Annotated in this window: 11 protein-coding genes and 1 pseudogene; 7 read left to right on the top strand and 5 right to left on the bottom strand. The window is 60.4% G+C overall.

Annotated elements, in window-relative coordinates; translation table 11 throughout:
* Positions 1-79: 79 nt before the first annotated feature.
* Positions 80-4,975, bottom strand: a complete 4,896-nt coding sequence (locus tag VNV36_RS23220; RefSeq protein WP_325720979.1) for an NAD-glutamate dehydrogenase — start codon at positions 4,973-4,975, stop codon at positions 80-82.
* 503 nt (positions 4,976-5,478) lie between these two features.
* Here VNV36_RS23220 and VNV36_RS23215 point away from each other — a divergent pair.
* From VNV36_RS23215 to VNV36_RS23185, 7 genes are all read left to right on the top strand, one after another.
* Positions 5,479-5,832 carry a hypothetical protein gene (locus VNV36_RS23215; RefSeq protein WP_325720977.1) on the top strand — a complete coding sequence of 118 codons (354 nt, stop codon included), beginning with the start codon at positions 5,479-5,481 and terminating at the stop codon, positions 5,830-5,832.
* A 327-nt stretch (positions 5,833-6,159) separates the two neighbouring features.
* Positions 6,160-7,119 carry an AAA family ATPase gene (locus tag VNV36_RS23210; protein ID WP_007913915.1) on the top strand — a complete coding sequence of 320 codons (960 nt, stop codon included), beginning with the start codon at positions 6,160-6,162 and terminating at the stop codon, positions 7,117-7,119.
* A 5-nt stretch (positions 7,120-7,124) separates the two neighbouring features.
* The gene (locus VNV36_RS23205; protein WP_325720965.1) at positions 7,125-8,069 is read left to right on the top strand and encodes a DUF58 domain-containing protein; all 945 of its coding nucleotides are present in this window, start codon (positions 7,125-7,127) and stop codon (positions 8,067-8,069) included.
* Entirely contained in the window at positions 8,066-8,563 is a 498-nt protein-coding gene (locus VNV36_RS23200) for a DUF4381 domain-containing protein (protein ID WP_325720963.1), read from the top strand. The genes VNV36_RS23205 and VNV36_RS23200 overlap by 4 nt, the downstream gene beginning before the upstream one ends.
* The gene (locus VNV36_RS23195; RefSeq protein ID WP_325720961.1) at positions 8,556-9,635 is read left to right on the top strand and encodes a vWA domain-containing protein; all 1,080 of its coding nucleotides are present in this window, start codon (positions 8,556-8,558) and stop codon (positions 9,633-9,635) included. The genes VNV36_RS23200 and VNV36_RS23195 overlap by 8 nt, the downstream gene beginning before the upstream one ends.
* A complete protein-coding gene (locus tag VNV36_RS23190) occupies positions 9,632-11,374 on the top strand; it encodes a vWA domain-containing protein (protein WP_325720959.1) in 1,743 nt (580 codons plus the stop codon). The genes VNV36_RS23195 and VNV36_RS23190 overlap by 4 nt, the downstream gene beginning before the upstream one ends.
* Entirely contained in the window at positions 11,371-13,002 is a 1,632-nt protein-coding gene (locus VNV36_RS23185; protein WP_325720957.1) for a BatD family protein, read from the top strand. The genes VNV36_RS23190 and VNV36_RS23185 overlap by 4 nt, the downstream gene beginning before the upstream one ends.
* Before the next feature lie 88 nt (positions 13,003-13,090).
* Here VNV36_RS23185 and VNV36_RS23180 read toward each other — a convergent pair whose 3' ends face one another.
* From VNV36_RS23180 to VNV36_RS23165, 4 genes and pseudogenes are all read right to left on the bottom strand, one after another.
* Entirely contained in the window at positions 13,091-13,393 is a 303-nt protein-coding gene (locus VNV36_RS23180) for a hypothetical protein (protein WP_325720955.1), read from the bottom strand.
* Positions 13,394-13,501: 108 nt separating this feature from the next.
* Positions 13,502-13,804, bottom strand: a complete 303-nt coding sequence (locus tag VNV36_RS23175; protein ID WP_325720953.1) for a hypothetical protein — start codon at positions 13,802-13,804, stop codon at positions 13,502-13,504.
* 25 nt (positions 13,805-13,829) lie between these two features.
* Positions 13,830-14,132: a hypothetical protein gene (locus VNV36_RS23170; protein ID WP_325720951.1), complete on the bottom strand. Its 303-nt coding sequence runs from the start codon at positions 14,130-14,132 to the stop codon at positions 13,830-13,832.
* 1,502 nt (positions 14,133-15,634) lie between these two features.
* Positions 15,635-26,666, bottom strand: a pseudogene (locus tag VNV36_RS23165) (hemagglutinin repeat-containing protein); the annotation flags it as partial.

The raw sequence follows: 26,666 nt of genomic DNA, 5'->3' as shown, positions 1-26,666 counted from the left end.
GACCAGACACCACAAAACCCCCAAGCATAAAAAAGCCCCTGCATCTCACAATGCAGGGGCTTTTTCATTCAACCACTACTTACGCCAGTTCAAGCTCGGCAGTCGCAGTAGCAGCAGGCACGATCGCTTGCCCGCTCAACGCCAGATCCAGCAGTTCACGGTTGGCCACCGCGTACATGGCGTAGTCCGTGCCGCTTGCTGCGCGGATTTCCACCAGCATGGCGCGCCAGCGCTCGATCATGCTTTCGTGCTGGGCCATCCACAGCGCCAGGCGTGCTTCCACGTCCTGGGAGCCGTCGCCCTGTTGCAGGACGGAGATAGTGATCGCCCGTTGCTGCCAGTCGACGTCATCACGGAACGCTTCACGGGCCAGAGCCTGCCAGTTGTTTTCCACCGGCAGCGCGCTGATCTGTTGCAGGTACCAGGTGATGTCCAGCGCAGAGCCCACGGCGAAGTACGCCTTGGCCACTTCCGCCGGGTTCTGCCCGGTGACGTCCGCCGCTTCGATGATCGGCAGCAGCGTGTACAGGTGCGAAGTACCGGCAACCATACGCGCCAGCAATTCCGGCACACCGGCTTCGACATAAGCCTGATAGCGCGTCTGCCAGTTCTCGCGGATTTCGCCGCTGAGCAGCTCGTCCAGTTTCAGACCCAGCTCTTTGAGGTGCGGACCGAAATGCGCGACATCACGGGCAGCGTTCTGCTCGTTGCGGCGGGCACGCAGGAACCAGCGCGTAGCGCGACGGCCCAGACGCATCAGCTCGTCCATCAGCTCCAGTTGCACGTCAGCGCTGACCTGGTAGTCCAGCGCTTCGATCTGACGGAACCAGTGCGGGAGGTGGAAGATGTCACGCACGATCACATAAGCGCCGGCAACGTTCGCCGGGCTCATGCCGGTCGACTCTTTGAGTCGTTGTACGAAGGTAATGCCCATGTGGTTGACCAGATCGTTGGCGATCTGGGTGCTGACGATCTCGCGCTTGAGGCGGTGGCGACGCATGGCTTCGGAGAACTTGCTGACCAGGGTCGGCGGGAACGCCGTTTCCATGTCGCGAGTCAGGTAGTCATCGTCCGGCACCAGCGAGCCCAGCAGCTGCTCCTTGAGGTCGATCTTGCTGTAGGAAATCAGCACCGACAGTTCAGGACGGGTCAGGCCATGGCCCTCAGCGACGCGCTCGGTCAGTTGCTCTTCGGTCGGCAGGAACTCGATGGCACGGTCGAGCTTGCCACGGCCTTCCAGATCGCTCATCAGACGCTTGTATTCAGCGATCCGTGCGTAAGCACGACGGGCCGCCAGGGACAGGGCCTGAGTCTGCTTGTAGTTGTTGCCCAGCACCAGACCACCGACTTCGTCGGTCATGCTCGCCAGCAACTGATTACGTTGCTTGTCGGTCATGTCGCCGGCCTGCACCACTTCGTTGAGCAGGATCTTGATGTTCACTTCGTGGTCGGAGCAGTCCACACCACCGGCGTTGTCGATGAAGTCGGTGTTGGAACCGCCGCCATTGAGACCGAATTCCACACGACCCAATTGGGTCATACCGAGGTTACCGCCCTCGCCCACGACTTTGCAGCGCAGTTCGTTGCCGTTCACGCGCAATGCATCGTTGGCCTTGTCGCCGACATCGGCGTGGCTTTCAGTGCTGGCCTTGACGTAGGTGCCGATACCGCCGTTCCACAACAGATCCACCGGTGCCTTGAGCAAGGCATTGAGCAGTTCGGTCGGGGTCAGCTTGTCGGCCTGGATGTCGAAGCGCTCTTTCATCTGCGGCGAAATCGCGATGCTCTTCGCGCTGCGCGAGAAGATCCCGCCACCTTCGGACATGATGCTGGTGTCGTAGTCGGTCCAGGCCGAACGCGGCAGGTCGAACAGACGCTGACGCTCGACGAAGCTGGTCGCCGGGTTCGGGTTCGGATCGATGAAGATGTGCATGTGGTTGAACGCGGCCACCAGTTGCAGCTTGTCAGACATCAACAGGCCGTTACCGAACACGTCGCCGGCCATGTCGCCGATGCCGACCACGGTGATGCTGTCTTCCTGAACATTGATGCCGCGCTCGCGGAAGTGGCGCTGAACACCGACCCACGCGCCTTTGGCGGTAATGCCCATTTTCTTGTGGTCGTAACCGGCCGAACCACCGGACGCGAACGCGTCACCCAGCCAGAAGCCGTAGTCGATGGCGATGCCGTTGGCGATGTCGGAGAAGGTCGCAGTGCCTTTGTCCGCCGCAACCACGAGGTACGGGTCATCGTCGTCATGACGCACGACGTTGACCGGCGGCACCAGCGCGCCGTCTTTCAGATTGTCGGTGATGTCGAGCAGGCCGGAAATGAAGATGCGGTAGCAGGCGATGCCCTCGGCCGCGATCTCGTCCCGGCTGCCGCCCAGTGGCAGGCGACGCGGCAGGAAGCCGCCCTTTGCACCCACCGGCACGATGACCGAGTTCTTCACTTGCTGGGCTTTTACCAGGCCCAGCACTTCGGTGCGGAAGTCTTCTTCACGATCGGACCAGCGCAGACCACCACGAGCGACGTTACCGAAGCGCAGGTGCACGCCTTCGACGCGTGGCGAGTAGACGAAGATTTCGAACTTCGGTACCGGCTTCGGCAGCTCGGGAATCGCATGCGGGTTGAACTTGAAGCTGAAGTACGACTTGTTCTGGCCGTTGGCGTCAGTCTGGTAGAAGTTGGTACGCAGGGTGGCTTTGATCAGGTCGAGGTAACGACGCAGGATGCGGTCTTCGTTGAGCACCTGGACATCGTCCAGCGCGGTCAGAATCGCTTGTTCCAGACGCAGTTGCTTGTCTTCCAGATCGTCTTCGCTGAGTTTGCGCGCCAGATAGAATCGGGTCTTGAACAACCGGGTCAATTCGCGAGCGATGTCGGTGTGGTTGTTCAGGGTGCTGGCGATGTAACCCAGATCGAAGCCCAGACGAATCTGCTTCAGGTAACGGGCGTAGGCCCGCAGCAGCGCAACGTCGCGCCATGGCAGACCGGCGGTCAGCACCAGACGGTTGAACGCATCGTTCTCGGCATCGCCACGCACGATGTGGACGAACGCGTCCTGCAGGGTGTCGTTGAGTTGCTGGATGTCGAGATCCAGACCTTCAGCGGCGGTGAAGGCGAAGTCATGAATCCAGAACTCGCGGCCGTTGGTGTGACGCAGGCGATACGGGAATTCACCGAGTACACGCAGGCCGAGGTTTTCCAGAATCGGCAGCACGTCGGACAGTGCCAGCGGCGTGTCGGCGTGATACAGCTTGCAATGCAGCTCGCGCTGGCCGGAGACCTGGCCAAGCGGCTGATAGAAGCTCATGACCAACGGATTTTTTTCGTTGAGGCTCAGCAGGTGCTGCATGTCGACCACGGCCGAATGCGCCGCGAAACGCTCGCGGTAGCCGGCCGGGAAGCCTTTCGGGAAGTCGGCCAGCACGTTGGTGCCGTGGGCTTCGCCGAAGCTTTCGACGGTCAGTGCCGCGTAGTCGTCCTGCCAGCTGCGGCAGGCCTGAACCACTTCTTTTTCCAGCAGCACCGGGTCGATGTCGAGACGGTTTTTCGGATCGACGCGCAGGATCAACTGCACGCGGGCCAGCACGGACTCGGAGAAGAACGTCCAGAATTCGCAGTCGGAAGCCTTGAGGCGTTCCATCAGCACTTGCTGGATCTTCTGACGGACTTCGGTGGAATAGATGTCGCGCGGCACGTAAGCCAGGCAGTAGCAGAAACGGCCGTACGGATCTTTGCGCAGGAATACGCGAATCTTGTTGCGTTCCTGGATCTGCACGATCGACATCACGGTGGTGAACAGCTCGTCGACCGGGGTCTGGAACAGGTCGTCACGCGGCAGCACTTCGAGAACCTGCGCCAGCTCCTTGCCCAGGTGAGCCTTGGACTGGAAGCCGGAGCGGCGCTCGATTTCCTCGACCTTGCGGCGGATGAACGGGATGACCCGCACGCTCTCGCCATACACCGAAGAGGTGTACAGGCCCATGAAACGGTGTTCCTTGATGACTTTGCCGTCGGCGTCGATCTCACGGATCGACACGTAGTCCGGGTAAGCCGGACGGTGCACACGACTAGGGTGCGCAGCCTTGGCGAACGACAGCAGGGTCGGTTCGCGCAGGTAGGCGACGGCGTAGTCTTCGATGCGCAGGTCTTCGTAGGTCAGGCCGGTGCGCAGCAGTTTGGTCAGGCCGAGGAAGGAGCTCTGGTCGTACTCGATGTGGCCGCCATCGGCCTGATCGGTGACCACGAACTCTTCGTAGCCGAGGAAGGTGAAGTGGTTGCCCACCAGCCATTCCAGGAAGCTTTTGACTTCGTTCTTTTCGTCGGCATCGACGGGATAGGCGCTGTTGTCGAGGCGGGTGAGGATCTCCTGCACCTTGGCCTTCATCGGCTCGAAATCGGCGACGGCGACGCGTACTTCACCGAGCACCTGTTCCAGCTCTTTGCTCAGCACATTCAACTCGGCCGCGTTGGCGCAACGGTCGATTTCCAGGTACATCAGCGATTCGTGCAGCACGCCTTCGCCGGTGCTGCCTTTGGGCAGGATTTCCAGCAATTCGCCCTTGCTGCCACGACGCACGCTGAGCACGGTGGTCTGCAGGGTGTGAATGCTGTAGCCGCGACGGTTCAGCTCGGTACGTACCGAATCGACCAGGAATGGCAGGTCGTGATGCAGGACTTCGACCGCGGTGTGGGTCGACTGCCAGCCGTGGCGTTCGTAATCAGGGTTGTAGACACGCACTTGCGGTTGCGCGTGATCGAAGCGCTCAAGCAGGCGCCACGCAGAGAGCGTACAGCCAGCGAGGTCGGAGAGGCGACGTTGAGTCAGCTCGTCCAGGGAAATGATGCCGAAGAATTGTTCAGCGAACAGCGCCACTTGTGGCAGTGCCTGTTCACTGATGTGCTGCGCCAGTGCCGCTTGCAGTTGGTGCTGGAAGTCGGCTTTGCTGGCTGCGGTGAAGAACGCCATCTGTGGTACTCCGCTTAAGCTTGTTATTGATGGAAAGCGTCGCGTGCAACACCCCTTTCGGGGCCGGTGTCGCCCTGTTCCTGATTCTCGGGCAGAGGACACAGGGAGACAGGTGGGTGAAGCTGGACGGGACACTCAGGTCACATTCACCTTCCATGAATGAGCATCTGCAAAAGCGACTGCCAGCGGCGCCGACAATGCCTTTACGGGTGCTCATCCGTTGCGCAGCTTAATGGGTGCGACAATGTGTCTGCTTGCGGTGCTGCGACATATTCGGTCATTGGCACGTAAACCGAGGGCTTGGCACCTGTAAACACTAGCAGTCGTGGTGGAATACGCCGATCTGAATGCCCGTTTTTACGGTACATGCGTGCAAGGAATGACCATTGATCCACGTCGCGTTCACGACACATTCTCTGACACTCTCACATGCAGAAATTCCCGAGGGCTGGCAGAATCGCGCCGATTAGCGACCGACACGCCCTTTGAGGCAGGAATTGACCATGCAAATGACCACCGCCCTACTGATCGTCAACCCGTGCGACGACGAAGAAGACAACATGGCCATGCTCTGCTGCCACAGCGACAAGGGCGAGATGTTCCTGATGAGCCGTTATCCGGATGAGGATGAGCTGGAGATCACGCTGGATGGCGAGCCCTCGACGCTCGATGGTGTGAAAGCCACGCTGACTGCGAATCTGTTGAAGATCGAAATTGCCGCAGCGGATGCCGATGCGCTGAATGGCGATGATGTGCTGGAGATCAGCTTCAACCCGGACATGGTGGATATGGATGAGGTTGTCGAGACCTTGAAGAACATTCTCGATGGCACCGGGACCTTTATCAGCGAGGTTTGATGCTGACCGGTCTGGCCCTTTCGCGAGCAGGCTCGCTCCCACAGGATTTGGTGTACGGATACCAAATGTGGGAGCGAGCCTGCTCGCGAAGAGGCCGGAACCAGCACCCGATAAATTTCCTGCTGACGGAAGATCAAAAGATCGCAGCCTTCGGCAGCTCCTACAGGGGATTGCATTCCAATTCTGGATCTGTCCAAAGCGGCGATCTTTTGCTCTTTTGCACAAAATCCCGTTAGTCGCCGCCCCCCGCGATGGATTAAAGTAACGCCCCCAGCCCCGGCGTTATCCAGACGCCTCGGGCCAGCCCCTTTCCAGGAACAGTCACCGATGGAACATCGTGAAGCGCTGCTGGCGCTGCGAACCTTTCTTTCAACGCAGATTCTCGGCCAGGAAAAACTCATCGAGCGGTTGCTCATCGCCCTGCTTGCCGACGGCCACATGCTGGTCGAGGGCGCGCCGGGTCTGGCCAAGACCAAAGCGATCAAAGAACTCGCCGAGGGCATCGAAGCCCAGTTCCATCGCATCCAGTTCACCCCTGACCTGCTGCCGGCCGACATCACCGGCACCGAGATCTATCGCCCGGAAACCGGCAGTTTCGTGTTCCAGCAGGGGCCGATTTTCCACAACCTGGTGTTGGCGGACGAAATCAACCGGGCGCCGGCCAAGGTGCAATCGGCCTTGCTCGAAGCGATGGCCGAGCGTCAGGTCAGCGTCGGGCGCAGCACGTATGAGCTGTCGCCGCTGTTTCTGGTGATGGCCACGCAGAACCCGATCGAACAGGAAGGCACCTATCCGTTGCCTGAAGCTCAGCTCGACCGTTTCCTCATGCACGTCAAGATCGGCTTCCCAGACGCCGCCGTCGAACGGCGCATCCTCCAGCAGGCCCGTGGCGAGGCGCTGAACGGTGAGACCAAACCCGAGCGCCGGGTCAGCCAGCAGGCGATTTTCGCCGCGCGCAAGGAAATCCTCGGGTTGTACATGGCCGACGCCGTGGAGGAATACCTGGTGCAATTGGTCATGGCCACGCGCAACCCGGCCAAGTTCGATCCGGAAATGGCCGAGTGGATCGCCTACGGCGCCAGTCCACGTGGCTCGATTGCCCTTGATCGTTGCGCCCGCGCTCATGCCTGGCTGGCCGGTCGCGATTTCGTCAGCCCCGAAGACATCCAGGCCGTGCTGTTCGACGTGCTGCGCCATCGCATCATTCTGTCGTTTGAAGCCGAAGCCGCCGGCATCGATCAGGATCGCGTCGTGCAACGGATTCTCGACGTCGTCGCCGTCGCTTGACCCCCATGAACGCCGCCCTGCCCTCCGCACCCGGTATCCGCATCAGCCTCGCCGAGCTGATCGAAATGCGTCACCGCGTGCGCGAGGTGCAGCTGTTTTCCACGCCGAGTCAGCGCAGCCCGCTGATCGGCCTGCATCACTCGAAATTCCGTGGCCGGGGCGTCGATTTCGATCAGGTGCGGGTCTATCAGGCCGGCGACGATGTGCGCACCATCGACTGGCGCGTCACCGCGCGCACCCAGGAACCGCACACCAAGCTGTTCCATGAAGAACGCGAGCGGCCGATTTTCATCATGGTCGAGCAGAGCACTCGGCTGTTTTTTGGCTCGGGGCTGATGTTCAAGTCGGTGCTGGCGGCGCAGGTCGCGGCGTTGATTGGCTGGGCCGCGCTCGGACACAACGACCGCGTCGGCGGGCTGGTGTTCGGCGACAACGAGCACTACGAAATCAAGCCGCGCCGCAGCAAACAAAGTCTGTTGCAGTTACTCAACCGCTTGGTGAAGGTGAACCAGTCGCTGCACAGCGAGCGTGAGCCGGATCGCGATGCCTTCGGCGTAGCGCTGCGCCGGGCGCGGGAAGTGCTGCGACCGGGCAGTCTGGCGATTGTCATTTGCGACGAGCGCGCGCTGTCCGACAGCGCCGAGCAGCAACTGAGCCTGCTGGCGCGGCATTGCGATCTGCTGATGTTGCCGCTGTCCGATCCGCTCGATCACGCCCTGCCCGCCGCCGGCCTGCTGCGCTTCGCCGAGCGTGGCGCGCAGCTGGAAATCGACACGCTGAACTTCGACCTGCGCCAGACTTATCGCGCCCAGGCCGAAGCGCGCATCGCTCGCTGGGAGTTGCTCGCGCAGAAACTGCGGGTGCTGCTGATGCCGTTGAGCACGCAGAGCGAGATGGTCGAGCAGATGCGCGAGTTCTTGAACCCGCAGCGTCCGGGGAAAGGTCGATGAACGGCCTCGAGCAACTGCAACCGCTGATTTCGCCACCGCCGATTGCCTTCTGGCCACCGGCGCCGGGCTGGTGGCTGCTGCTTCTGTTGTTGCCGCTGCTGGGCTTTGCCGTGTGGAAGCTGCGGCGGTTCATTCCAATGAAGAAACGCCCGGTAGTGCGCGCCGAACAACCACTGGATCCGGTGCGCGTCGCCGCCCTCGCCGAACTGGCGCAGATGCCCAAACCCTACGACGGCGCGCCGGCCGGCGCCTGGCTGCAGCAACTCAACGGCCTGCTCAAGCGCTTGTGCCGCAACCACTATCCCTACAGCCAGAGCCACACGCTCAACGGGCGTAAATGGCTGGCTTTCCTCGATAACCGTTGCCCCGCCGCCGGCCTGACGCGCTGGATGGTGCTGGTCGAAGGCGCCTACAAACCGGAATGCAAACTCGACGACAAAGCCATCGCCGGCCTGACTCAGGCGGTCGAGACGTGGATTCGCAAACATGTTTGAGTTCGCCTGGCCGTGGATCTTCGTGCTGTTGCCGCTGCCGTGGCTGATGCGTCTGGTCTTGCCGGTGGCCGACAGCGGCGAGCCGGCGCTGAAAGTCAGTTTCCTCGCCGACCTCGAAGGCCTGGCCCGCCGCCGTGCCCGTGCCAACTTGCCGGCCTGGCGTCAGCAGGCGCCGTTCATTCTGTTGTGGCTGATTCTGCTGATCGCTGCGGCCCGTCCGCAATGGCTCGGCGATCCGCTGCCGATTGCCGCCAGTGGCCGTGATCTGCTGGTGGCGGTGGACGTGTCCGGCTCGATGGATTTCCCCGACATGCAGTGGCAGGACGAAGAAGTCAGTCGCCTGTCGCTGGTGCAGCATTTGCTCGGCGACTTCCTCGAAAGCCGCGACGGCGACCGCGTCGGTCTGATCCTGTTTGGCAGTCAGGCCTACCTGCAAGCGCCGCTGACCTTTGATCGACGCACCGTGCGGGTGTGGCTCGACGAGGCGCGGATCGGTATCGCTGGCAAAAACACCGCGATTGGCGATGCCATCGGTCTGGCCTTGAAACGCCTGCGCCTGCGGCCGGCGCAAAGTCGCGTGCTGATTCTGGTGACCGATGGCGCCAACAACGGCGGCGAAATCAATCCGCTGACCGCTGCAAAACTGGCGGCGAGCGAAGGCGTGCGGATTTATCCGATCGGCATCGGCGCCAACCCCGAGGACAGCGGCTCGACCGGCCTTCTCGGCGTCAATCCGAGCCTCGATCTGGATGAGCCGGCGCTCAAGGCCATCGCCGAAGTCACCGGCGGCCAGTACTTCCGCGCCCACGACGGCTTGGAGCTGCAAGCGATCAAGGACACCCTCGATCAGCTCGAACCGGTGACTCAGCAACCGACTCAGGCGCGCCCGGCGCAAGCCTTGTATCACTGGCCTCTGGCCTTGGCGCTGTGGTTGAGTCTGTTGCTGGTCGTCCGCGAACTGTGGCCGGACAATCCACTGCAACGCCTGTTTACCAAGCAACTGTATTTGCAAAGTCCGCTGCCTGACTGGCGTGAGCGCCTGCAACGCCTGCGTCTGCGGAGGCGCCGATGATCGCGCTCTGGCCGCACTGGTTCCGCCCTTGGTGGCTGCTGTTGTTGCCGCTGCTCGGCTGGCTGCTCTGGCAACTCTGGCACCGACAGAAACGCGCCGGTCGCTGGCAGATGATTCTGCCGCCTGCGTTTCATGCTGCGCTGCTCAGTGGCGGCAGCGGTCGTCAGAGCAGACTGCCGTGGATCGCCCTCGGCGTGGCCTGGCTGCTGACGATTCTGGCCTTGCTCGGGCCGAGCTGGGAACGTGTCGAACAGACCAGCCAGAAACCCGCCGATCCACTGGTGGTGGTGCTGGAATTGACCGCGGAAATGCTCGCCACCGATTCGCCGCCAACACGCCTCGAACAGGCGCGGCGCAAGCTGTTCGACCTGTTGCAGGCGCGTAGCGATGCGCAGACCGCCATCGTCGTTTATGCCGGCAGCGCACACACGCTGGTGCCGCTGTCCGATGATCTGGCGACCAGCCGCAATCTGCTCGACGCCCTCAAGCCGTCGCTGATGCCACAAAGCGGCCACCGCGCTGATCTGGCCGTGAGCAAAGCCTTGGCGCTGCTCAAGCAAGGTGCGCTCGGTCAGGGACGGATTTTGCTGATCGGTTCGTCGCTCAATGAAGAAGAACGCCGGGGTATCCGCCGCGCACTCAGTGGTGAGTCGACGCAATTGCTGATGCTCGGCGTCGGCACCGCCGAAGGTGCGCCGATTGCCCAGGAAGACGGCAGTTTCCTCAAGGACGAGCAAGGCGCGATTCGTGTGCCGCAACTCGACAGCCCGGGCCTGGCGACTTTCCTTGACAGCGTTGGCGGCGAGTATCACCCGGCGCGTCTCGACGAGGCCGATCTCGGCGCCCTTGGTCTGCTCAACGGCCCGCGCAGCCTGCGCGATGACGGCCAGACGGTGCGCCTCGACACATGGGCTGATCAGGGTTACTGGCTGCTTTTGCCGCTGCTGTTGCTCGCCGCCTGTGCCGGGCGCCGCGGCTGGCTGTTCTGCCTGCCGCTGCTGTGGTGCCTGCCGCAACCGAGCTACGCTTTCGACTTCGAAGACTTGTGGCTGCGACCCGACCAGCAGGGTTTGCACCTGCTCAAGCAGAAACGCCCGGCCGAGGCCGCGCAGCATTTCGACGATCACCAGTGGCAAGGTGTGGCGTTGTACGAGGCCGGCGACTACAGTGGCGCCGCTCAGCGCTTCGCCGAGGGCGGCGATGCCCGCGCCCACTACAATCGTGGCAACGCCCTGGCGAAAAGCGGCGAGCTGGAAGCGGCGATCGACGCCTACGAACAGGCGCTGGAACTGCAACCGGATCTGCGCCCGGCGCAGACCAACAAGACGCTGGTGGAAAACCTGCTGAAGCAGAAAAACGCCCCGCCGCCGACCGAACCGGACAATCAGCCGAACGAACAAAGTCTGCCCGGCGATGAACCCTCGCCCACCACCGCGCCCCCTCCGGCGGTGAGCAGCGAAACCCGGAGCGAGGCGCAACCGACCGAGTCCGCCAGCGAACCGCCGCCAACCGCCCCGCCGCTGCCAGGCCCCAACGAAATACCCGCCGGCAACGAGGAAGAAGAAACCGACACGGTGCCGACCCTGCGACCGAGCGAGAACAATCTCGAAGGCGAGCAGCGTCAGGCACTCGAGCAATGGCTGGGCAAGATCCCGGACGACCCGGGCGAACTGCTCAGGCGCAAATTCTGGTACGAACAGCAGCAACATCAGGATCAAGATCAGGAAAACATTCGATGACCCGCTTCACCGCTCTCTTGCTGCCCCTGCTGATCTGCACGGCCACCGCTCAAGCGGGCGAGCTGACCGCCAGCGTGGATCGCAGTCGCCTGAACTCCGGCGAGACGGTCGAGCTCACCCTCGAAACGGACGACGTCACGCAGTTCGGCAAGCCTGACCTTTCAGCGCTGGAATCGCTGTTCGAAGTGCGCGGCACGCGGCAGGTCAACCAGCTCAATTCGCTCAACGGTGACACTCGCGCGACCACACGCTGGATCATCACCCTGCTGCCGAAAGAGAACGGCAGCGTGGTGATTCCGCCGCTGCAACTGGGCGACGCGCAGAGCCAGTCGATCACCGTGCAAGTGATCGCCAGCGATAACCGCGAAGACAACAACAGCCTCGATCCGGTGTTCATCGAAGCCAGCCTCGATCAGACCAGTGTCTACGTGCAGGCCCAAGCGATTCTGACCCTGCGCATTTACCACTCGGTGTCGCTGTACGACGACAGCAGCCTGAGCCCGTTGCAACTCGCCGATGCGCGTATCGAACAGCTCGGCGACACCCGCACTTACGAGAAAGACATCAACGGCGTGCGCCACGGCGTGATCGAGATGCGCTACGCGATCTATCCGCAGCACAGCGGCATGCTGACCATCGCCCCGCAGACTTTCAGTGCCACGCTGGTCGATACCCAGCCATCACCGGACGCCTCGGGGCCGAAGCCGGGTAAATTGATGCGCGTCAGTTCTTCTTCGATTCCGCTGACGGTGAAACCGAAACCGCTGACTTACCCGGTCGATGCACCATGGTTGCCGGCACGCAGCCTCAGCCTCAGCGAAAGCTGGAGCCCGGAACCGGATCACACCCAGGTCGGCGACTCCCTGACCCGCAGCCTGACCCTGAAAGTCGAAGGCCTGGCCAGTTCGCAACTTCCGGCCCTGCCCGCCACCGACGTCAACGGCCTGCGCCGCTACCCCGACCAACCGGTACTGAGCAACCAGAGCAGCGACCGCGGCATCATCGGCAGCCGCGAAGAACGCGAAGCCCTGGTGCCCAGCCGCAGCGGCGCGATCGACCTGCCGACCGTCGACGTGGTCTGGTGGAACACCTTCGAAGACCACCTCGAACACAGCAGCCTGCCCGCACGCACTCTGCAAATCGCGAACAACCCGAGCCTGCAAATCGACACCCCGGCCGGCACCCTGCAACCCAGCGCAGCCGACAACGACACCCTATGGTGGTGGAAGCTCAGCACCCTGATCCTCGCCTGCACCACCCTGCTCGGCTTCGGCCTCTGGTGGCGCGCCCGCTGGCAACCGGCAATCCACCGCGCCGCCCAGACCGGCCCGAGCCCACGCACCCTGCTCGACGACATCAAACGCGCCAGCCAGGCCAACGACCCGCACGCCACCCGCCAGGCACTGGACGCCTGGGCGCGGCAACAACCGGAGACACTGGCAGACATGGCGGCGCGGTTTGTGCCGTTATCGGATGCGCTGGACGGGTTGAATGGCGCGCTGTACAGCGAGACCGGGCAGCACTGGCAGGGTGAGGATTTGTGGCGGGCGATTCGCACGATACCGGCAGCGGAACGAGTGCAGGATCCGGTGAGTGAAAGCGGGTTGCCGCCGCTTTATCCGAAGTGAACGCAAAAGATCGCAGCCTCTGGCAGATCCTACGGATTGTGTGTAGGAGCTGCCGAAGGCTGCGATCTTTTGATCGGAAAGTCCGAAATCAATACTCGAATTTCGTTTTGACTTGTTCGCCTTCTCGATAGGAGAGGACGAATGACTTCCATGGCTCGCCACGCTTGACTGCGTTTTCCTGAAGCTGGTCGACCAAACGAAGGATAATCGCCCCGTTAATATCAGTTTCAGCGTTCCAGTCCTCGACGCCATCTTTCTCAACGCATAGCTCCGTCTCGATGTAGCCCTCCCCCAACTCCACGCCATAACGAAACGCGTCATAGCCATGGACGATGCCGGCTTCGACCAACTGAAAGATCTCTTGAACGATCTTTATGTCTTCGGTAATCACTGTAAAAACTCCAGCTTGCGTCGGATGCAGAGTTCTCTCTGAGTGGCGGCACAGATGCAGAGATCGTGGGTTGCGCAGTTTGATCCGCTGTATGAGTCTGGTGAGAGGTCAATAGCTGAAATTCGTTCTCACCTGTTCGCCCTCGCGGTATGACATGGCGAGAGACTTCCAAGGCTCTCCACGTTGCACGGCGTTGGCTTTTAGTTCTTTTGCCAGAAAATACACGTCGGAAATATTAAAATCGATCTCGGCATCCGTCACTTCAATGCCGTTCTTTTCGACGGTCAACTCGGCTTCCATAAACCCTTCTCCCATCTCGATCTCGTAACGAAAAGAGTCGTAGCCGTGGACGATGCCGCCATGAACGATTCGGAAAATGCTTTTAATGACTTCTAGATCTTCGATGACCATGCCTGTCCGTTCGACGCCCCGTGGTTCAATAACCAAATTTCGTTCGCACTTGTTCGCCATCGCGATACGAGAGCACGAAGGATTTCCATGGTTCGCCCCTTACAGCTGCATTTTCGTGAAGCTTCTCCACGAGCATGTAGATTTTTGAATTATTAAAATCCGTTTCGGCATCCCACCTCTCAACACCGTCTTTCTCAACGGAAAGCTCTGCTTCCATATAGTTACCGCCCCATTCGACGCTGTAGCTGAAAGCGTCGTATCCCTTGACAATCCCGGCTTCAACCAATTGAAAAATCTGGTTGACGATTTCAAAATCCTGAGTAATCACGCTTTTACCTCTGGAACATGCTTGGCTTCGTTTTTAAACGTCACGGTTTTTGGCTTGCCATCTATGGTGTACGTCAATATTAGTGAATCGGGTCTCGGATTGCCTGGATCTGCTCTCTCGAACTTGATTGTCGTCTGCCCTACAGTTTTAGAAGGATCATTGAGCGCCTCCTTGATTCTATTTTCATAGAAAACCTTGTAGGCCGAATTGTTGAAATTCTTATCCTGTGGAAACAGATTGTACCCATCGCACGTGCCGCCCTGGCTACACGCTTGCGCATGCCCGCCCACATCCGTGTCTCTGCCTTCCTTGCCTGCTTCAGTTTGTCTCGGATCCCGAGGAACCTTCTCTTTGGTCGGTGTAAATGTCAATTCCTCGACCATGCCTTTGCTGTTGGTGGTGAAGCTTGTGCCGTTATCAAGCTCATAACGGGTGTTCGGGCTTCTGGCAGCAGGATTGTTGAGCAGTTCATATTCATGGCTACCCTTGACGGACTTGGTGGTATCGACTTTAACAACCGTCTCGACGTGAGTCTTGGGCGCATCGCCATGGAACGGGGAAACAGGTGGATTGGCCTTTGGTCCGTCAACCCAGCCTTTGCCTGGGGAGTCGCCAAGTTCATCTGCCCAACCCGGATGCTTGGGATCTATAGGATCTGTCAGCTTCCCGCCGCCGGTTCCCTTGTTTCCGGCGATACTGAAAACCTTGCCAGTGATGCTACCTGCCATGTTGGTTGCGGTGCCTAGCGCGATGTTCAGCAGCGTAGTGGCCCCGCGCACATAAACGTCGCCCTTTTGATCGCTTACACCGAGCCCAAACATCTTCTTGAAGGCGTTATCGCTGGCTTCCAGGCGTTTCTTGTCTTCACCGCTGAGCTCGCTGGCAATCCCCTTGGCAATTGCATCCTTGGCGGCATCAATCTTGTCGCCGAATAGCTTGGCGATCAGGACATTTCCTGCCAGACCAACAGCAGCTTTTGCTGGCCCCATCGCTGCCTGAATGGCGAGGCCAAGTAGCTGAACTTGCTCCTTGGGTAGCGCGTCCATGTAGCTTTGTAGCTTTTCAGCCTCAAACAGGAGCTTGTCGCCCGGAGAATCGGGAACCAGATTTACGGTTCCGATGGCGCGATTTTCGCCATCCGTGTCCCGGAAGTGGGTATGAACCGGATCCGATGCCTGACTTTTATCACCACATCCGGTTGAATCACTGCAGCCCTGTTGCTGCTGTGCGAATGTGACGAATACCTGCGCGAATTTGCGAATGACTATTACGTCTTCAGGCTTCAGATCATTTATATCCCCCGGCTTCCCTCCATTGCGCACCAGATTTTTGGCAATGCTAAGTGCCAGTTCGTCCCCCAGATCCTGACGCGCCGAGGCTGGCACTTCATCCAGCGATACTCGCTGTGCCTGAAGATTGTTCCAGGCCTGACCAACCAGGTTGACAGGCCCTGTGACGAGGGACAGCGCAGCTTCGATAGAGCCCTGAGTGGCGTCACCGTAGTTCTCTATTTTTTCTGCCCAGTCCTTCAATGTGCCCGAAGGATCGGCGACGGCCTCAAGTGACGATTTGCTCACGTACAGATCGGTGCGAGACTCCTTGTCCTTGGTGATTTCGTAACCTTTGTCTACGTCGCGATTCAAACCGGCAGTCGAATCCTTGCCCGTTTCGGCGTCCTGGCGTACCACGATCTCGCCGGCGCCGACGGTGCCGCGCACGATCTGTTCTCGGTCTTTGTCGTACTTCCAGCCGTTGACGCTCCAGCCAGTTTCGCCTTCCTTGCCTTTACCAACCTGGCTGCCGTCCTGAGCACCGCTGCCTTTGCCAGCGGTGTAACTGCCACCGACGTTCAGGTAATAACCGTGCTCTTTGTCTGTACCGGCGATGTCACTGAAGCCCAACGTGCCGGTATCCAGTTTCAAATTACCGTTGTCGGCAGCGATCAGTGCACCGTCCAGTTGAGTGTGATTTTCGGTACGGATATCGACTTTGCTTTTACCGGTAATGCTGGTTTGCTGTTCGATCCAGTTCGTCTTGCCGGTGGTCTGGCCGTAACCGACTGAACCGCTGACACCAGCGCCCGGACCAAATGTGGCGGTTACACTGATATCGAACTCTTTACCCTTCACTTTCCCGGTGTCAGGGACCGAAGAGACATTCAGATCACCGCCCACGCGCCCATTGACCTCATCACCACGCAACGTAGCGCCAGCGATATTGGTGTCCTTGCCGCTGGTGAAGCCCAGTCGGTCGCCTGCATAGAGGTAAGCCTCCTGCTGACGCTCGCCCTCACGCTCCAGATTGCCTTTGCCCAGGTTGACGCTGGCGTACACACCAACACCCTCGGAACCGAATACCAGACCCAGCTCCCCGCCGCCGTTGTGGCGGTTGCGGTCACTGCTGCTGTCGTTCTGTGTCGAGCGGATGTTGAGGTCATTGAAAGCGTTGAGCTCGATATCACGGCGAGCCGTGACCTGAGTACCGATCAGGTTGAGATCGTGTTCGGCTTGCAGATTGACGTCCCGGCCAGCACCCAGTTGAGTCGGCGTGGAAGTGCCATGTGAACCATCTTCAGTGGCGACCCCGTAGCTGCCGCCGACACCGATCTTGAAGCCACCACTGGTTCCGCCATGGATGCCGCCCCAGCTTTCGCGCTGGGTACTGTCTTGGCTGACATTGCCTTTGGCGACGTCGAAGGTGACATCGCGTCCGACGACATTGATGTCGCGCCCCGCCTGGAACTTCGCACCCTTTACCGTCACATCATTTTTGGCATTCAGGTTCAGGTCGTGGCCGGCATTCAAGGTTGACGAACGATTGCTCTGCTCGATGCTCTGCTGACTGCTGCTTTGCTTGCTGTTGCCGAACTTGACGTCCGCAGTCGGGCCCGAAACAAATTGGCCGACTGCATCCACCGCCTTGAGGGTGCTCGAGCCTTTGCTGACGTTGTCCTCACCTTTACCGGCGCCATTTACAGCGTCTTTGGTCTGGCCGTAGTTATGGTTCAGGCTCACGCCCAAGCCATTGCGTTCGGCCTCGCGCTGCTGTTCCACCAAAAGCGTTTCGCGAGCCGCGTCAATGTTGATATTGCGCCCGGCGGTCAGGTTGATGTCGTTATTCGCCACCAGATCCGAGCCGGTCTGGTTGATGTCGCGTTTGGCGTTGATGCTCAGATCCTGGCCGGCACTGATCTGGCTGGCGGCACCGGTCTGCTGTTCGCGCCGGTCCTTTTCCTTGAGCCCATCGGCACCGGCAAAGAAACTCACGCCATTAGCGTCACTGGAAACGCCGATACCGGCTTTTTTCGATTTCGACCAGGCCTGCTCGGCACTTTCGTCGGAAGCGGCGACTATGCTGACGTCTCGACCCGCGTCCATGCTGACGTGGCGTCCGGCATCGATGCCGCTGCCTAGAACGTTGATATCGCGCTCGGCGCTCAGGATCGTGTCCCGCCCGGCGCTGACCATGCTGCCAACGCTCGTGCTGCCTTCACCCAGCCGTCCCGCCTCTTTGGCTGAAGAAAGGGAAAGGAAACCGCCGGAAACAGAAAGCCCGGTTTTCTTTTTGTAGGCTTCACTTCGGCTGTAGTCGGTTTCGTCGGCCGAAATCAGGTTTATGTCACCGCTGTCATCGACCAGACCGGCGCGGAACTCGACGTCGTTGGCCGCTGAAACGGTGCTGGCCTGCAACAGGAAATCCTTGCCTGAAGCAACGACTACGTCTTTGCCAGCCTGGAACTCGCTGGCGATCTGACTGGTGCTCGTGTTGACTGCGCTTTTGCCACTCTTGGAGAGACCGAAAGATCCCTTCTTGGTGGTTTTGCTGTAGTCACTGTGCTCGTCAACACTGGAGAGCACCGAGATATCGTTCAACGCCCCCAGGACAAGGTTATTACCAGCCTTCATTTGGCTGCCAATGACAGTAACGTCGTGGCCTCCATTCAAAGAGACGCCGCCTTCGGCCGACTGGGTGGTGTTGACCGTCAGATCATGGCCAGCCTCAATCACAGAAGCCACGTTGGTGCTGTCGTAGCTTCCTCGCTCTGTGGTTTTACTTTTACCGAATGAACCCTTTTTCTTCTTGTAGTAATAAGACGAACTCTCATCCTTCGCCGAAGCTACGGTAATGTCCTGCTCGGCATCGAGGCTGATGTCCTCGGTCGCTTTGATGCGGCTGGCAATGATGCCCAGGTCGTTGCCGGCGTTCAGCGCGATGTCGCGACCGGCGTTCAACACTGATGATTGCTGCGTGATGCTGTGAGTTTCGTTCGCGCGTTTTTTGCTGCGCGAAACGTAGTCGCTCTCATCGGCGGCCGAAGTGATGACGATGTCGTTACCCGAATCGACGCTGAGATCGCGCTTGGCATCCAGTCGACTGGCCACGATCGCCACGTCGCGATCAGCACTGATCGACAGATCCCGTCCGGACGTCACTTCAGCGCCGTGCTGGGTGATGGTCTGGTTGAGGAAGCTACTACCCCGCCCATTCGTACTACGGTCCTGAACCGAAGTGATATTGACGTCGCGATCTGCATCGAGCGTCATGTCCTGACCGCTTTTCAAAACACCGCCGATGTTATTGATATCGCGGCCAGCCTTGATCGTCAGATCGTTGGCTGCCTCGATCCGGGCGGCGTTGTCCAGGTAGTCCCGGTGGAACACGTTGCCGCCCCGGCTGACGTCAACGCTGTTCACGTCACGCTGGTTGATGACGTCACCGTTGACCGTGGTCAGGGTGACGTCCTTGCCGGAAATGATGCCGCCGGACTTGTTGATGATGTCGTTGCCGGCCTTGAGCGTCAGGCGCTCGCCCGCTTCGATCAAACCGCTGTTGGTGAGGTTGTTGCCAGCTTCAGCCGAGAGGTTGTTGGAGGCGCGCAGCGTGCCTGCGTTATCGAGGTTGCCACCGGCAATGAGGGTTACGTCGTTGCCCTGAATCAACGCGCCATTGGGTGCGAGCCGGTTGTCCGCCTGGGCCAGATACAGCACCGGCACCAACACTTTTTCGCCATTCACTTCGTGCTCTTCGAGCCAGACGATGTCATGGGTCAGCGCTGCGACTTGTTGCGCGGTCAAGGTGACGCCCATCGACAGGTTGAGCTGATCCTTGCTGGCGATGGCGTTGTTCATCAGATACTTGAACATCGCTTCGTCGGAGGTCTGGCCGTCGATGAAGCGTTGGCCGGTACGGGCCACCACGGCCTGCTGCACCATGCGCTGTTCGAACAGGCCATCGCCCAGGCGCTTGGCGCTGGTGTCGGGGTCGTAGCCGAGCTTGTCCAGCAGATAGTCCGAGCTCATGAACCGCTTGATGTCGGTCAGCGCCGGGTTGGTTTCGATCAGGTATTTGTGCGGGTTGGAGCGCACGCTGGTGTCAGGCAGACCCTGTACACGTGGCACGTCAAAGGAAACATTGCCACGATCAGGCGCTGAAACCCGGACAAGTCCGCCGCTCTCGGCGGCATTGACGCTGATCATTGCGGTCTTGTCGTTGAGATTCAGCGACTGACGATCAGCCAGTGCCAGTTCGCGGTTTTTCACCGAGACCGGGGCGTTGTCGTCGATCTTGAAATCGGTCGCATGTCGGACCGGCATCCCGCCCGCATGTGTCGAGGGTGCGGCGCTGATGGAGCTGATCTTCCAGGCTTCGGCGGCCACCATCGCCTGCTCGCTACCGTCCTTTTTGCTCAGACGGAACAGGCCGTTGTCGCCGCTCGGCAGGGTGAAGCCCGGCAAGGCCAGTGGGTTGACCTGTTGTTGGGCCAAGTCTGGAGGCAACTGCGCGTTGATGCGAATGACGGTCGGCGTTACCTGGCCCGCCAATTGAGTCGAGCCCAGACGAGAAGCGCCCGCGGCAGCGGCGTTACCGTTACGAACCACGCCGTTGTCCAGTTTGTTGGTAGCATTTATGTAGACGGTGCCACCTGCCTGAACGACCGCGTTGGCGTTGGCCGTCGGGGAGCTTTCAGTGATGGTATTTCTGGTGAATGCCGCGTTCTTGATAAAGTCCGGCGCCTCTGCACGTACGCCGGTGTCGTAACTGGGTGCAGCATAGTGGAGCTTTCCGGAATCGTACTCGACAGCGATCGAGCCGAACATGAGGTATCTGATCGCTTCGCCGCCCCCTTGACGCCCGCCTATTCTGGTAAGTGATTCGACTTCATTCATGTCCCAGGTATGAATATTGGGAACCATCGTTCTTTTGCCGTTCAGCACTCCGGTGAAACCTGAGTCGTAATCCGGATCGTTAGCGGCGTTGTAATTCAAAACGTCCTGCCAGAAGTTCCAGCCTCTGGCTGCCTTAGGCGTATCAATCCAGCGCGTGACCGTGTAATCCCCAACCGTCGCCCCCTGGTTAGTGAAGTTCTGTACGTTGAAAGTTAAATTGCGGCCCGCGCTGACTACCGAGGCGTTGTTAATAAATTCGCGTCCGTTGCCCGTAAGGTCGCGCCCGGCAGTCAAGGTGCCTGATGCCGAGTCCTTGACAATGGTCGAGTGGTATTTTTCAACCCAGACCAAGTGGCTGGGCAAGCGGCTCTCGAAGTTGAGGCCACTGAACGAGGTGCACGTCGTGCATCGAACACCAATGGTTCCCGAGACCAGCCCGCCACCGGCAGCAACCTCAAACACATCCTTACGATTCTCGATGTGATCGGCCGCCAGACTCAGATCACCCACACTTTCGATCGTCGCCGAAATGTTATTGATCGAAGAGCTCCAGCCGTTGCTGTCGTCGCGGGCAATACTGATATTGCCCATGCCATAGATGTCGGCGTAACGGTTGGTAAGCGACCCGACGCGCAGGTTCATGTCACGGCCGCTGAAGATCAGACCGTTCTCGTTGAGCAATGAATCACTGTTGATCCGCAGATTGCCAGCGCTGCCCAACGTCCCGTTGTTGACCAGCGACGCAGTATTGACGGTCAGGCTGTCGGCCGAGGTGAGCCGCCCCAGATTGGTCAGGGTGCCACGGCTGGTGACCGTGGCGGTCGATGCACCGGTGATGCTCGCCACACTGCTTAAATCGATGCGCGAAGCCAGCAGCCCCAGATCGCCGACGCTGCTCACTCGCCCATTGCCGCCGTAATTGCCGCTCAGCTGAATATCGAGCAAGCCATCACTGGCAATCAACCCCTCATTCGTCCAGTTCCCGCCACGTCCCACCAACTGATTCGAGGCCAGCAACTGCCCACTGGCCGTCTGCACGAAATTGCCGACATTTACCGTCAACCGCCCCGCCTGAATCACGCTGCTGTTGGTCCAGCTGTCCGCGTTCAGGGTCAGGCCGCCACGGGTCACCAGTGAGCCGCCGGCGTTCATTACGTTGGCGGTGGAGATGCCGAACTCACCGAGGCCGACATGGGTCACCGTGCCGTCAGCGTTGAGCAAGCTCGGTGCGGCAAGGGTGAAGTCGGTGTTGGCGGTTTCCACCAGGCCATTGCGGTTGTCGAACTGGCTGCCGATCTGGAAATCGGTTTTGCCGCTGCCGCCGAGGGCGCGGAGTTTGCCGCTCTGGTTGTTGAGGTTGGCGGCGCGAATCGCCAGGGTGCTGGCGCTTTCGATCAGGCCGCCGTTGTTGGTGAGATTGCCGCCAAGGCCGAGGCCGATGAGGCTGCCGCTGACCTGGCCGGCCGTGTTGTTCATCGCGCCGGCGGTGACGTTCACCTGGCCACGGGCATAGATGCCGCCGCCGCTGTTGTCGAGGGCGTTGCCGCCGGCGTTGAGCAGGATGTCGCCGCTGTTGGCGGCGATCCGCCCGCCGTCGCTGTAGATGCCGCCCAATGCACGCAGGTCGAGGCGGCTGCCTTCGATCTTGCCTGACTGGCCGTTGCGCAGGACACCGGTCAGACGGGTTTGCAGCAGACCTTTGAGGCTCGACAGCACGCCGCCTCGGCTGTCGAGGCTGGCGGCGGTGAGGTTCAGGTCGCCGTTCTGCGCAATGATCTTGCCGCCCTGGTTGTCGATTGCGCCGTTGCCGGTGTTGACGGTCAGCGCGGTCATGCTTTGCACGGCGCCGCCGGCGTTGTTCAGTGCGGCTGCGGTGAGGGTGGCGTCGGCGGCGCCACTGGAAATCAGGCCATCGCCGTCGTTGCGCAGCAGGCCGTCGGCGGTGAGATTCAGTTGGCTGCTGGCCGCGATTGTGCCGCGCTGGCTGTTGTTGAGATCGCCGCTGGTGAGCAGGCTCAGCAGGTTCTGGCTGATGATCTGGCCGCCACGGTTGTCGACACCGGTAGAGCGCGTCAGCAACAACGGCCCGGTGCTGCCGAGTGCGCCGTTGACGTTGGTCAGCGCGCCGAGCAGGTCGAGTGTGACGCGGTCATCGCCGACCAGGCTGCCGCCAGTGTTGTTCAACGCACCACCGGTGAAGGTCATGGCTTTTTTCGCGTTCAGGTTACCCGAGGCGTTGTTCAGGCTCGCAGCACGGATATCAAGGGTTTCAGCGCTTTTGATCAAACCACCGGAGGCGTTGTTGAGTTCGCCGCCGAGCACGGTCAGGGTTTGCTTGCCGTCGCTGGTCAGCGTGCCGGCGCTGTTGTTGAGGCTGGCGGCCTTGATGTAAAGCTCGCCCTTGCTGCCGACGCCACCCTGGCTGTGGTTGATCAGCGCGCCACTGAGGTCGATGCTGACATTGCCGAGCTGGCTGGAGATCGCGCCGCCGAGGCTGTTATCGATAGTGCCGCCGGCCAGGGTCACGCCGATCCAGCCTGAGATCAGGCCGCCGTTGTTTTTCAGCTCGGCCGCCGTGAGGGTCAGTTGCTGATTGCTGATCAGGTTGCCGCCGCGATTGTCCAGACTGTTGGCGTTGAGGCTGAAGCTGTTGACGCTGGAAATTTCACCTTTCTGGTTGTTCAGGTCACGCAGGGTGGCGATGCTCAGCACGCCTTTGCTGTTGATCACGCCGTCCTGGTTATTGAGGTCACGCAGGTGCGCGATACTCAGCGCGCCTTTGCTGCTGATCACCCCGCCCTGGTTGTTGAGATCCTGCGCGGTGGCGCCCAGATCGATGGCGATGCCGGCGGCGCCCACCAATGTGCCGTTCTGGTTGTTCAGGCCGGTGCTGTTGAGGGTCAGTTGTTGCGCGGCGCGGATGCTGCCCTTGTTGTGGTTGTCGAGCAGGCCATCGACGGTCACCGAGATATCGCTGTCACTGAGCAATACGCCGCCATCGCTGTTGTCCAGACTGGCCGCGCGAACCTGCAACGCTGCTGCTGCGATCGTGCCTTTGATCGAAGTCAGAGCCTTGTCGAGGGTCAGGCTCAGTTTCTGATTGCTCAACACTTGGCCGCCGCTGTTGTCCAGCGATTTGGCGATCAGTTCAAAGGCCTGCTCGCTGGAAATCTCGCCGCCACGGTTGTTCACCTCAGCGAGATTTTTCAGCAGCAACTGTCCCGGCGCATTGATCACCCCGCCCTGGTTGTTCAGCGCACCACCGTGCAGGTCGACGCTGACGCTGGCGTGGCTGCTGAACAGTTTGCCGCCCTGCTGATCGAGGCCCTGAATATCGGCAGTCAACGCATTGCCAGCGCCGAGGCTGCCAGCCGTATTGGTCACTTTGCCGGCGCTCAACTCAAGCTGATCGGCGGCGTAAATGCTCGCCTGACTGTTATTGAGTTCGCCGGTAGTGATGTGCAGATTGCTTTTGCTGCTGATCACGCCTTTCTGCTGGTTGTCCAGCGCGCTGCTGGTGAGCGTCAACGCTGCATCGGTCAACAACTGGCCGCCACGGTTGCTGACCGCACCGCGTGTGTCGACGCTGAGCGCTTTGGCGCTGGACAGCGTACCGCCATCGTTATTGAGGTTTTGCGCATCGATCGCCAGCGCACCTTCGCTGAACAGACTGCCCTGCGCGTTGTTCAGCTCGCCGGAAAGAGTGATGGCGAGGTCTTGTTGCGTGGCCAGGCGAGCGCTGTTTTCCAGACTTTTGCCGACCAGCGTCAGGCCGGTGGCGCCGGACAGCACGCCGTTGTTGCGGTTGATTACCTCGTTGACGGTCAACGCCAGATTGCCGCCCGCCAGCATGTAGCCGCTGTCGCTGTTGTCGAGCCAGGCGCCGATCAGGCTCACACCGGCCTTGCTCGACAGTTCACCGCTGCGGTTGTCGACACGGTCGACGACCAGCTGCAGCGCTTGGGTCGAACCGACCAGGCCTTCCTGACGGTTATCCAGACGCGCGGCAGTGAGCGTCAAGCCATCGTCGGCGATGACCACGCCAGCCTGGTTGTCGAACAGATCGGTGACGGTGAAATCTACCGCGCCACGCCCACGAATCTCACCGCCGCTGTTGTCGAGGCTGGCACTGCGCGCTTCGAGACCAGCGGAGGCGATCAGGCCTTTTACGTTGCTCAGCGCACGGTCGATGACCAGGGTGAGTTTTTCATTGCTGAGCAGCTTGCCGCCGTCGTTGTTCAGGCTTTGTGCGTTGAGGTTCCAGGCCTTGGCGGCGGAAATTTCACCTCCGCCGTTGTTCACCTCTTTGAGGTTTTTCAGCAGCAACTGGCCAGGCGTATGAATATAGCCGCGCTGGTTGTCGAGCAGACCGTTATTCAGGTCGAGCGTCAGGTCGGCATTGCTGAATAGCTCGCCGCCATCCTGCTGCAGCGAAGTAACGGAAGCCTGCAGTTTTTTCTGGCTGCCGATGATGCCACCGGAGTTATCCAGGTGCGCGGTGGTCAGCAACAGCGTCCCGTCCGTGGCAAGGCTGCCGCCCTGACGGTTTTTGAACTCACCGGTGGTCAGGGTCGAATCGGCCTTGGCGCTGATAATGCCGTTGTCACTGTTATCAAGGCTGCCGCTGGTAAACGTCAGGCCCTTCTGCGAGGCGATCAGACCGCTCTGGTTTTGCACCGCGGCGACGCTGGTCAGTGCCATCGCTTCAAGGCTCGACAGCTTGCCCAGGCGATTGTCGAGGCTGCCGACATTCAGGGTCATCTGCCCTTCACTGCTGATCAGGCCTTGCTGGTTGTCGAGGGCATTGTCGAAGGTGAGGTTCAGTGTGTTCTGGCTGACGATTCGCCCGCCCACGTTGCTCAAACCGATGCCGCTGAGCGTCGCTGCGCCCTTGCTGAAAATCAGGCCATTGGTGGCGTTGATGATCTGCGCGACTTTCAGGCCCAGCGTGGTATCGGACAGCACCTTGCCGCCTTCACTGTTGTCCAGACGCTTGCCGTTGATATGCAGGTCGAGTTGGCTGGACAAGGTGCTCGCGCGGTTGTCGATCTGGTCGACGTTGACAGTCAGGGTCTTGAGCGACCCGACGAGGCTGTCCTGACGACTGTTGAGAGTCTTGCCGGTGAGTTTCAGATTGCCTTCGGCAACCAGCTCGCCCGATTGCTGAGTCAAGTTGTCGATGCTGGCGGCGATATCGCCCTTGCCGGAAATCCGTCCGGCATCGTTGGTGACATCCCGGGCTTTGAGGCTCAATAGTCCGGTCGAGGTCAGCAAGCCGCCATTGCTGTTGTTCAGTGTGCTGCCTTCGAAGGTCAGCGCTGCCTTGCTCTCGGCGCGGCCCTTGTCGCGGTTATCCAGATTATCGATCAGCAGCGTCGTCGCTTTGTCGGCGCGCAAAACACCCGCACGGTTGTCGGTGGTCGCGCTGCTGACGGTCAGGGTGTCGAGACCGGAAATCTTGCCGGCGCGGTTATCCAGGCGCGTGGCCTGCACGTCCATCGCACCGTTGGCCTGGATCAGGCCCTTGTTCTGGTTGCTCAACTGGTCGCTGATGCGCGTGGTCAGTGTGCCCTCGCTGGTCAACTGGCCTTGCTGGCTGTTGTCCAGTTGTTGCGCTTTCAACATCAAGGCCTGTTTCGCACCGATCTGCCCGGTGCGGTTGTTGATGGCGCCGAAGGCGGTGATGTCGAGTAGACGGCCAGCGCTGATCAGGCCGGCGACGTTGTCCAGCGAGGTGACTGTCAGTACCACGTCGCTCTGACTACCCAGCTCACCGTTGCTGTTGATCAGCTGGCCGATGTTGCCGGTGAGTTTGCCGGTGCTGGTGAGCGTGCCTTGATTGTTCAGCACCTGATTGGCGGTCAGGGCCAGGCTATTGTTGCCCTGCACTTTGCCAGCATTGCGGTTATCCAGCGTCCCGGCAGTGACCGTCGTGGTCTGGCCACTGAGGGTACCGCCCTGATTGTTCAGGGTCTGCGCGGCGTTGACCGTCAGGTTGCGGCTGGCGCTGAGGCTCTTGCCACTGTTGCTCAGATTCTGTGCGCGAAGGCTCAAATCACCGTTGCTGTTACGGCTGCCGTCGGCATTGACCCCGGCTTCGATGGCGCCGGCGTTGGTCAGTTGCCCGCCGGCGCTGAGCACCACGCTGTCGCGGGCGGCGAGGGTCTGGCGGTTGGTCAGGTTGCCTTGGGTTTGCACGTTGAGCGATGTGCCTGCGTAGACCGGAGCTTGCGCGTCGAGGCTGGCGGCTTTGACGTTGACCGCGCCGGTGGCCGAGGTGTCGGCCAGACTCAGTTGCCCGTTTGCGTCGAGCTGAATGTCGCCGCCGCTGGCAATCAGTTTGCCGTCGAGCTTCACCCCGACCCCG

This window comes from Pseudomonas sp. (assembly GCF_035554175.1).
Lineage (GTDB): Bacteria > Pseudomonadota > Gammaproteobacteria > Pseudomonadales > Pseudomonadaceae > Aquipseudomonas.
Note: the sequence above shows the minus strand (reverse complement) of the source record. Positions and strands in the feature narration are given on the sequence as shown.

Excerpts from the sequence above, each read along its gene's own strand:
- VNV36_RS23220 (WP_325720979.1), bottom strand. The coding sequence starts at position 4,975 with ATGGCGTTCTTCACCGCAGCCAGCAAAGCCGACTTCCAGCACCAACTG.
- VNV36_RS23215 (WP_325720977.1), top strand. The coding sequence starts at position 5,479 with ATGCAAATGACCACCGCCCTACTGATCGTCAACCCGTGCGACGACGAA.
- VNV36_RS23210 (WP_007913915.1), top strand. The coding sequence starts at position 6,160 with ATGGAACATCGTGAAGCGCTGCTGGCGCTGCGAACCTTTCTTTCAACG.
- VNV36_RS23205 (WP_325720965.1), top strand. The coding sequence starts at position 7,125 with ATGAACGCCGCCCTGCCCTCCGCACCCGGTATCCGCATCAGCCTCGCC.
- VNV36_RS23200 (WP_325720963.1), top strand. The coding sequence starts at position 8,066 with ATGAACGGCCTCGAGCAACTGCAACCGCTGATTTCGCCACCGCCGATT.
- VNV36_RS23195 (WP_325720961.1), top strand. The coding sequence starts at position 8,556 with ATGTTTGAGTTCGCCTGGCCGTGGATCTTCGTGCTGTTGCCGCTGCCG.
- VNV36_RS23190 (WP_325720959.1), top strand. The coding sequence starts at position 9,632 with ATGATCGCGCTCTGGCCGCACTGGTTCCGCCCTTGGTGGCTGCTGTTG.
- VNV36_RS23185 (WP_325720957.1), top strand. The coding sequence starts at position 11,371 with ATGACCCGCTTCACCGCTCTCTTGCTGCCCCTGCTGATCTGCACGGCC.
- VNV36_RS23175 (WP_325720953.1), bottom strand. The coding sequence starts at position 13,804 with ATGGTCATCGAAGATCTAGAAGTCATTAAAAGCATTTTCCGAATCGTT.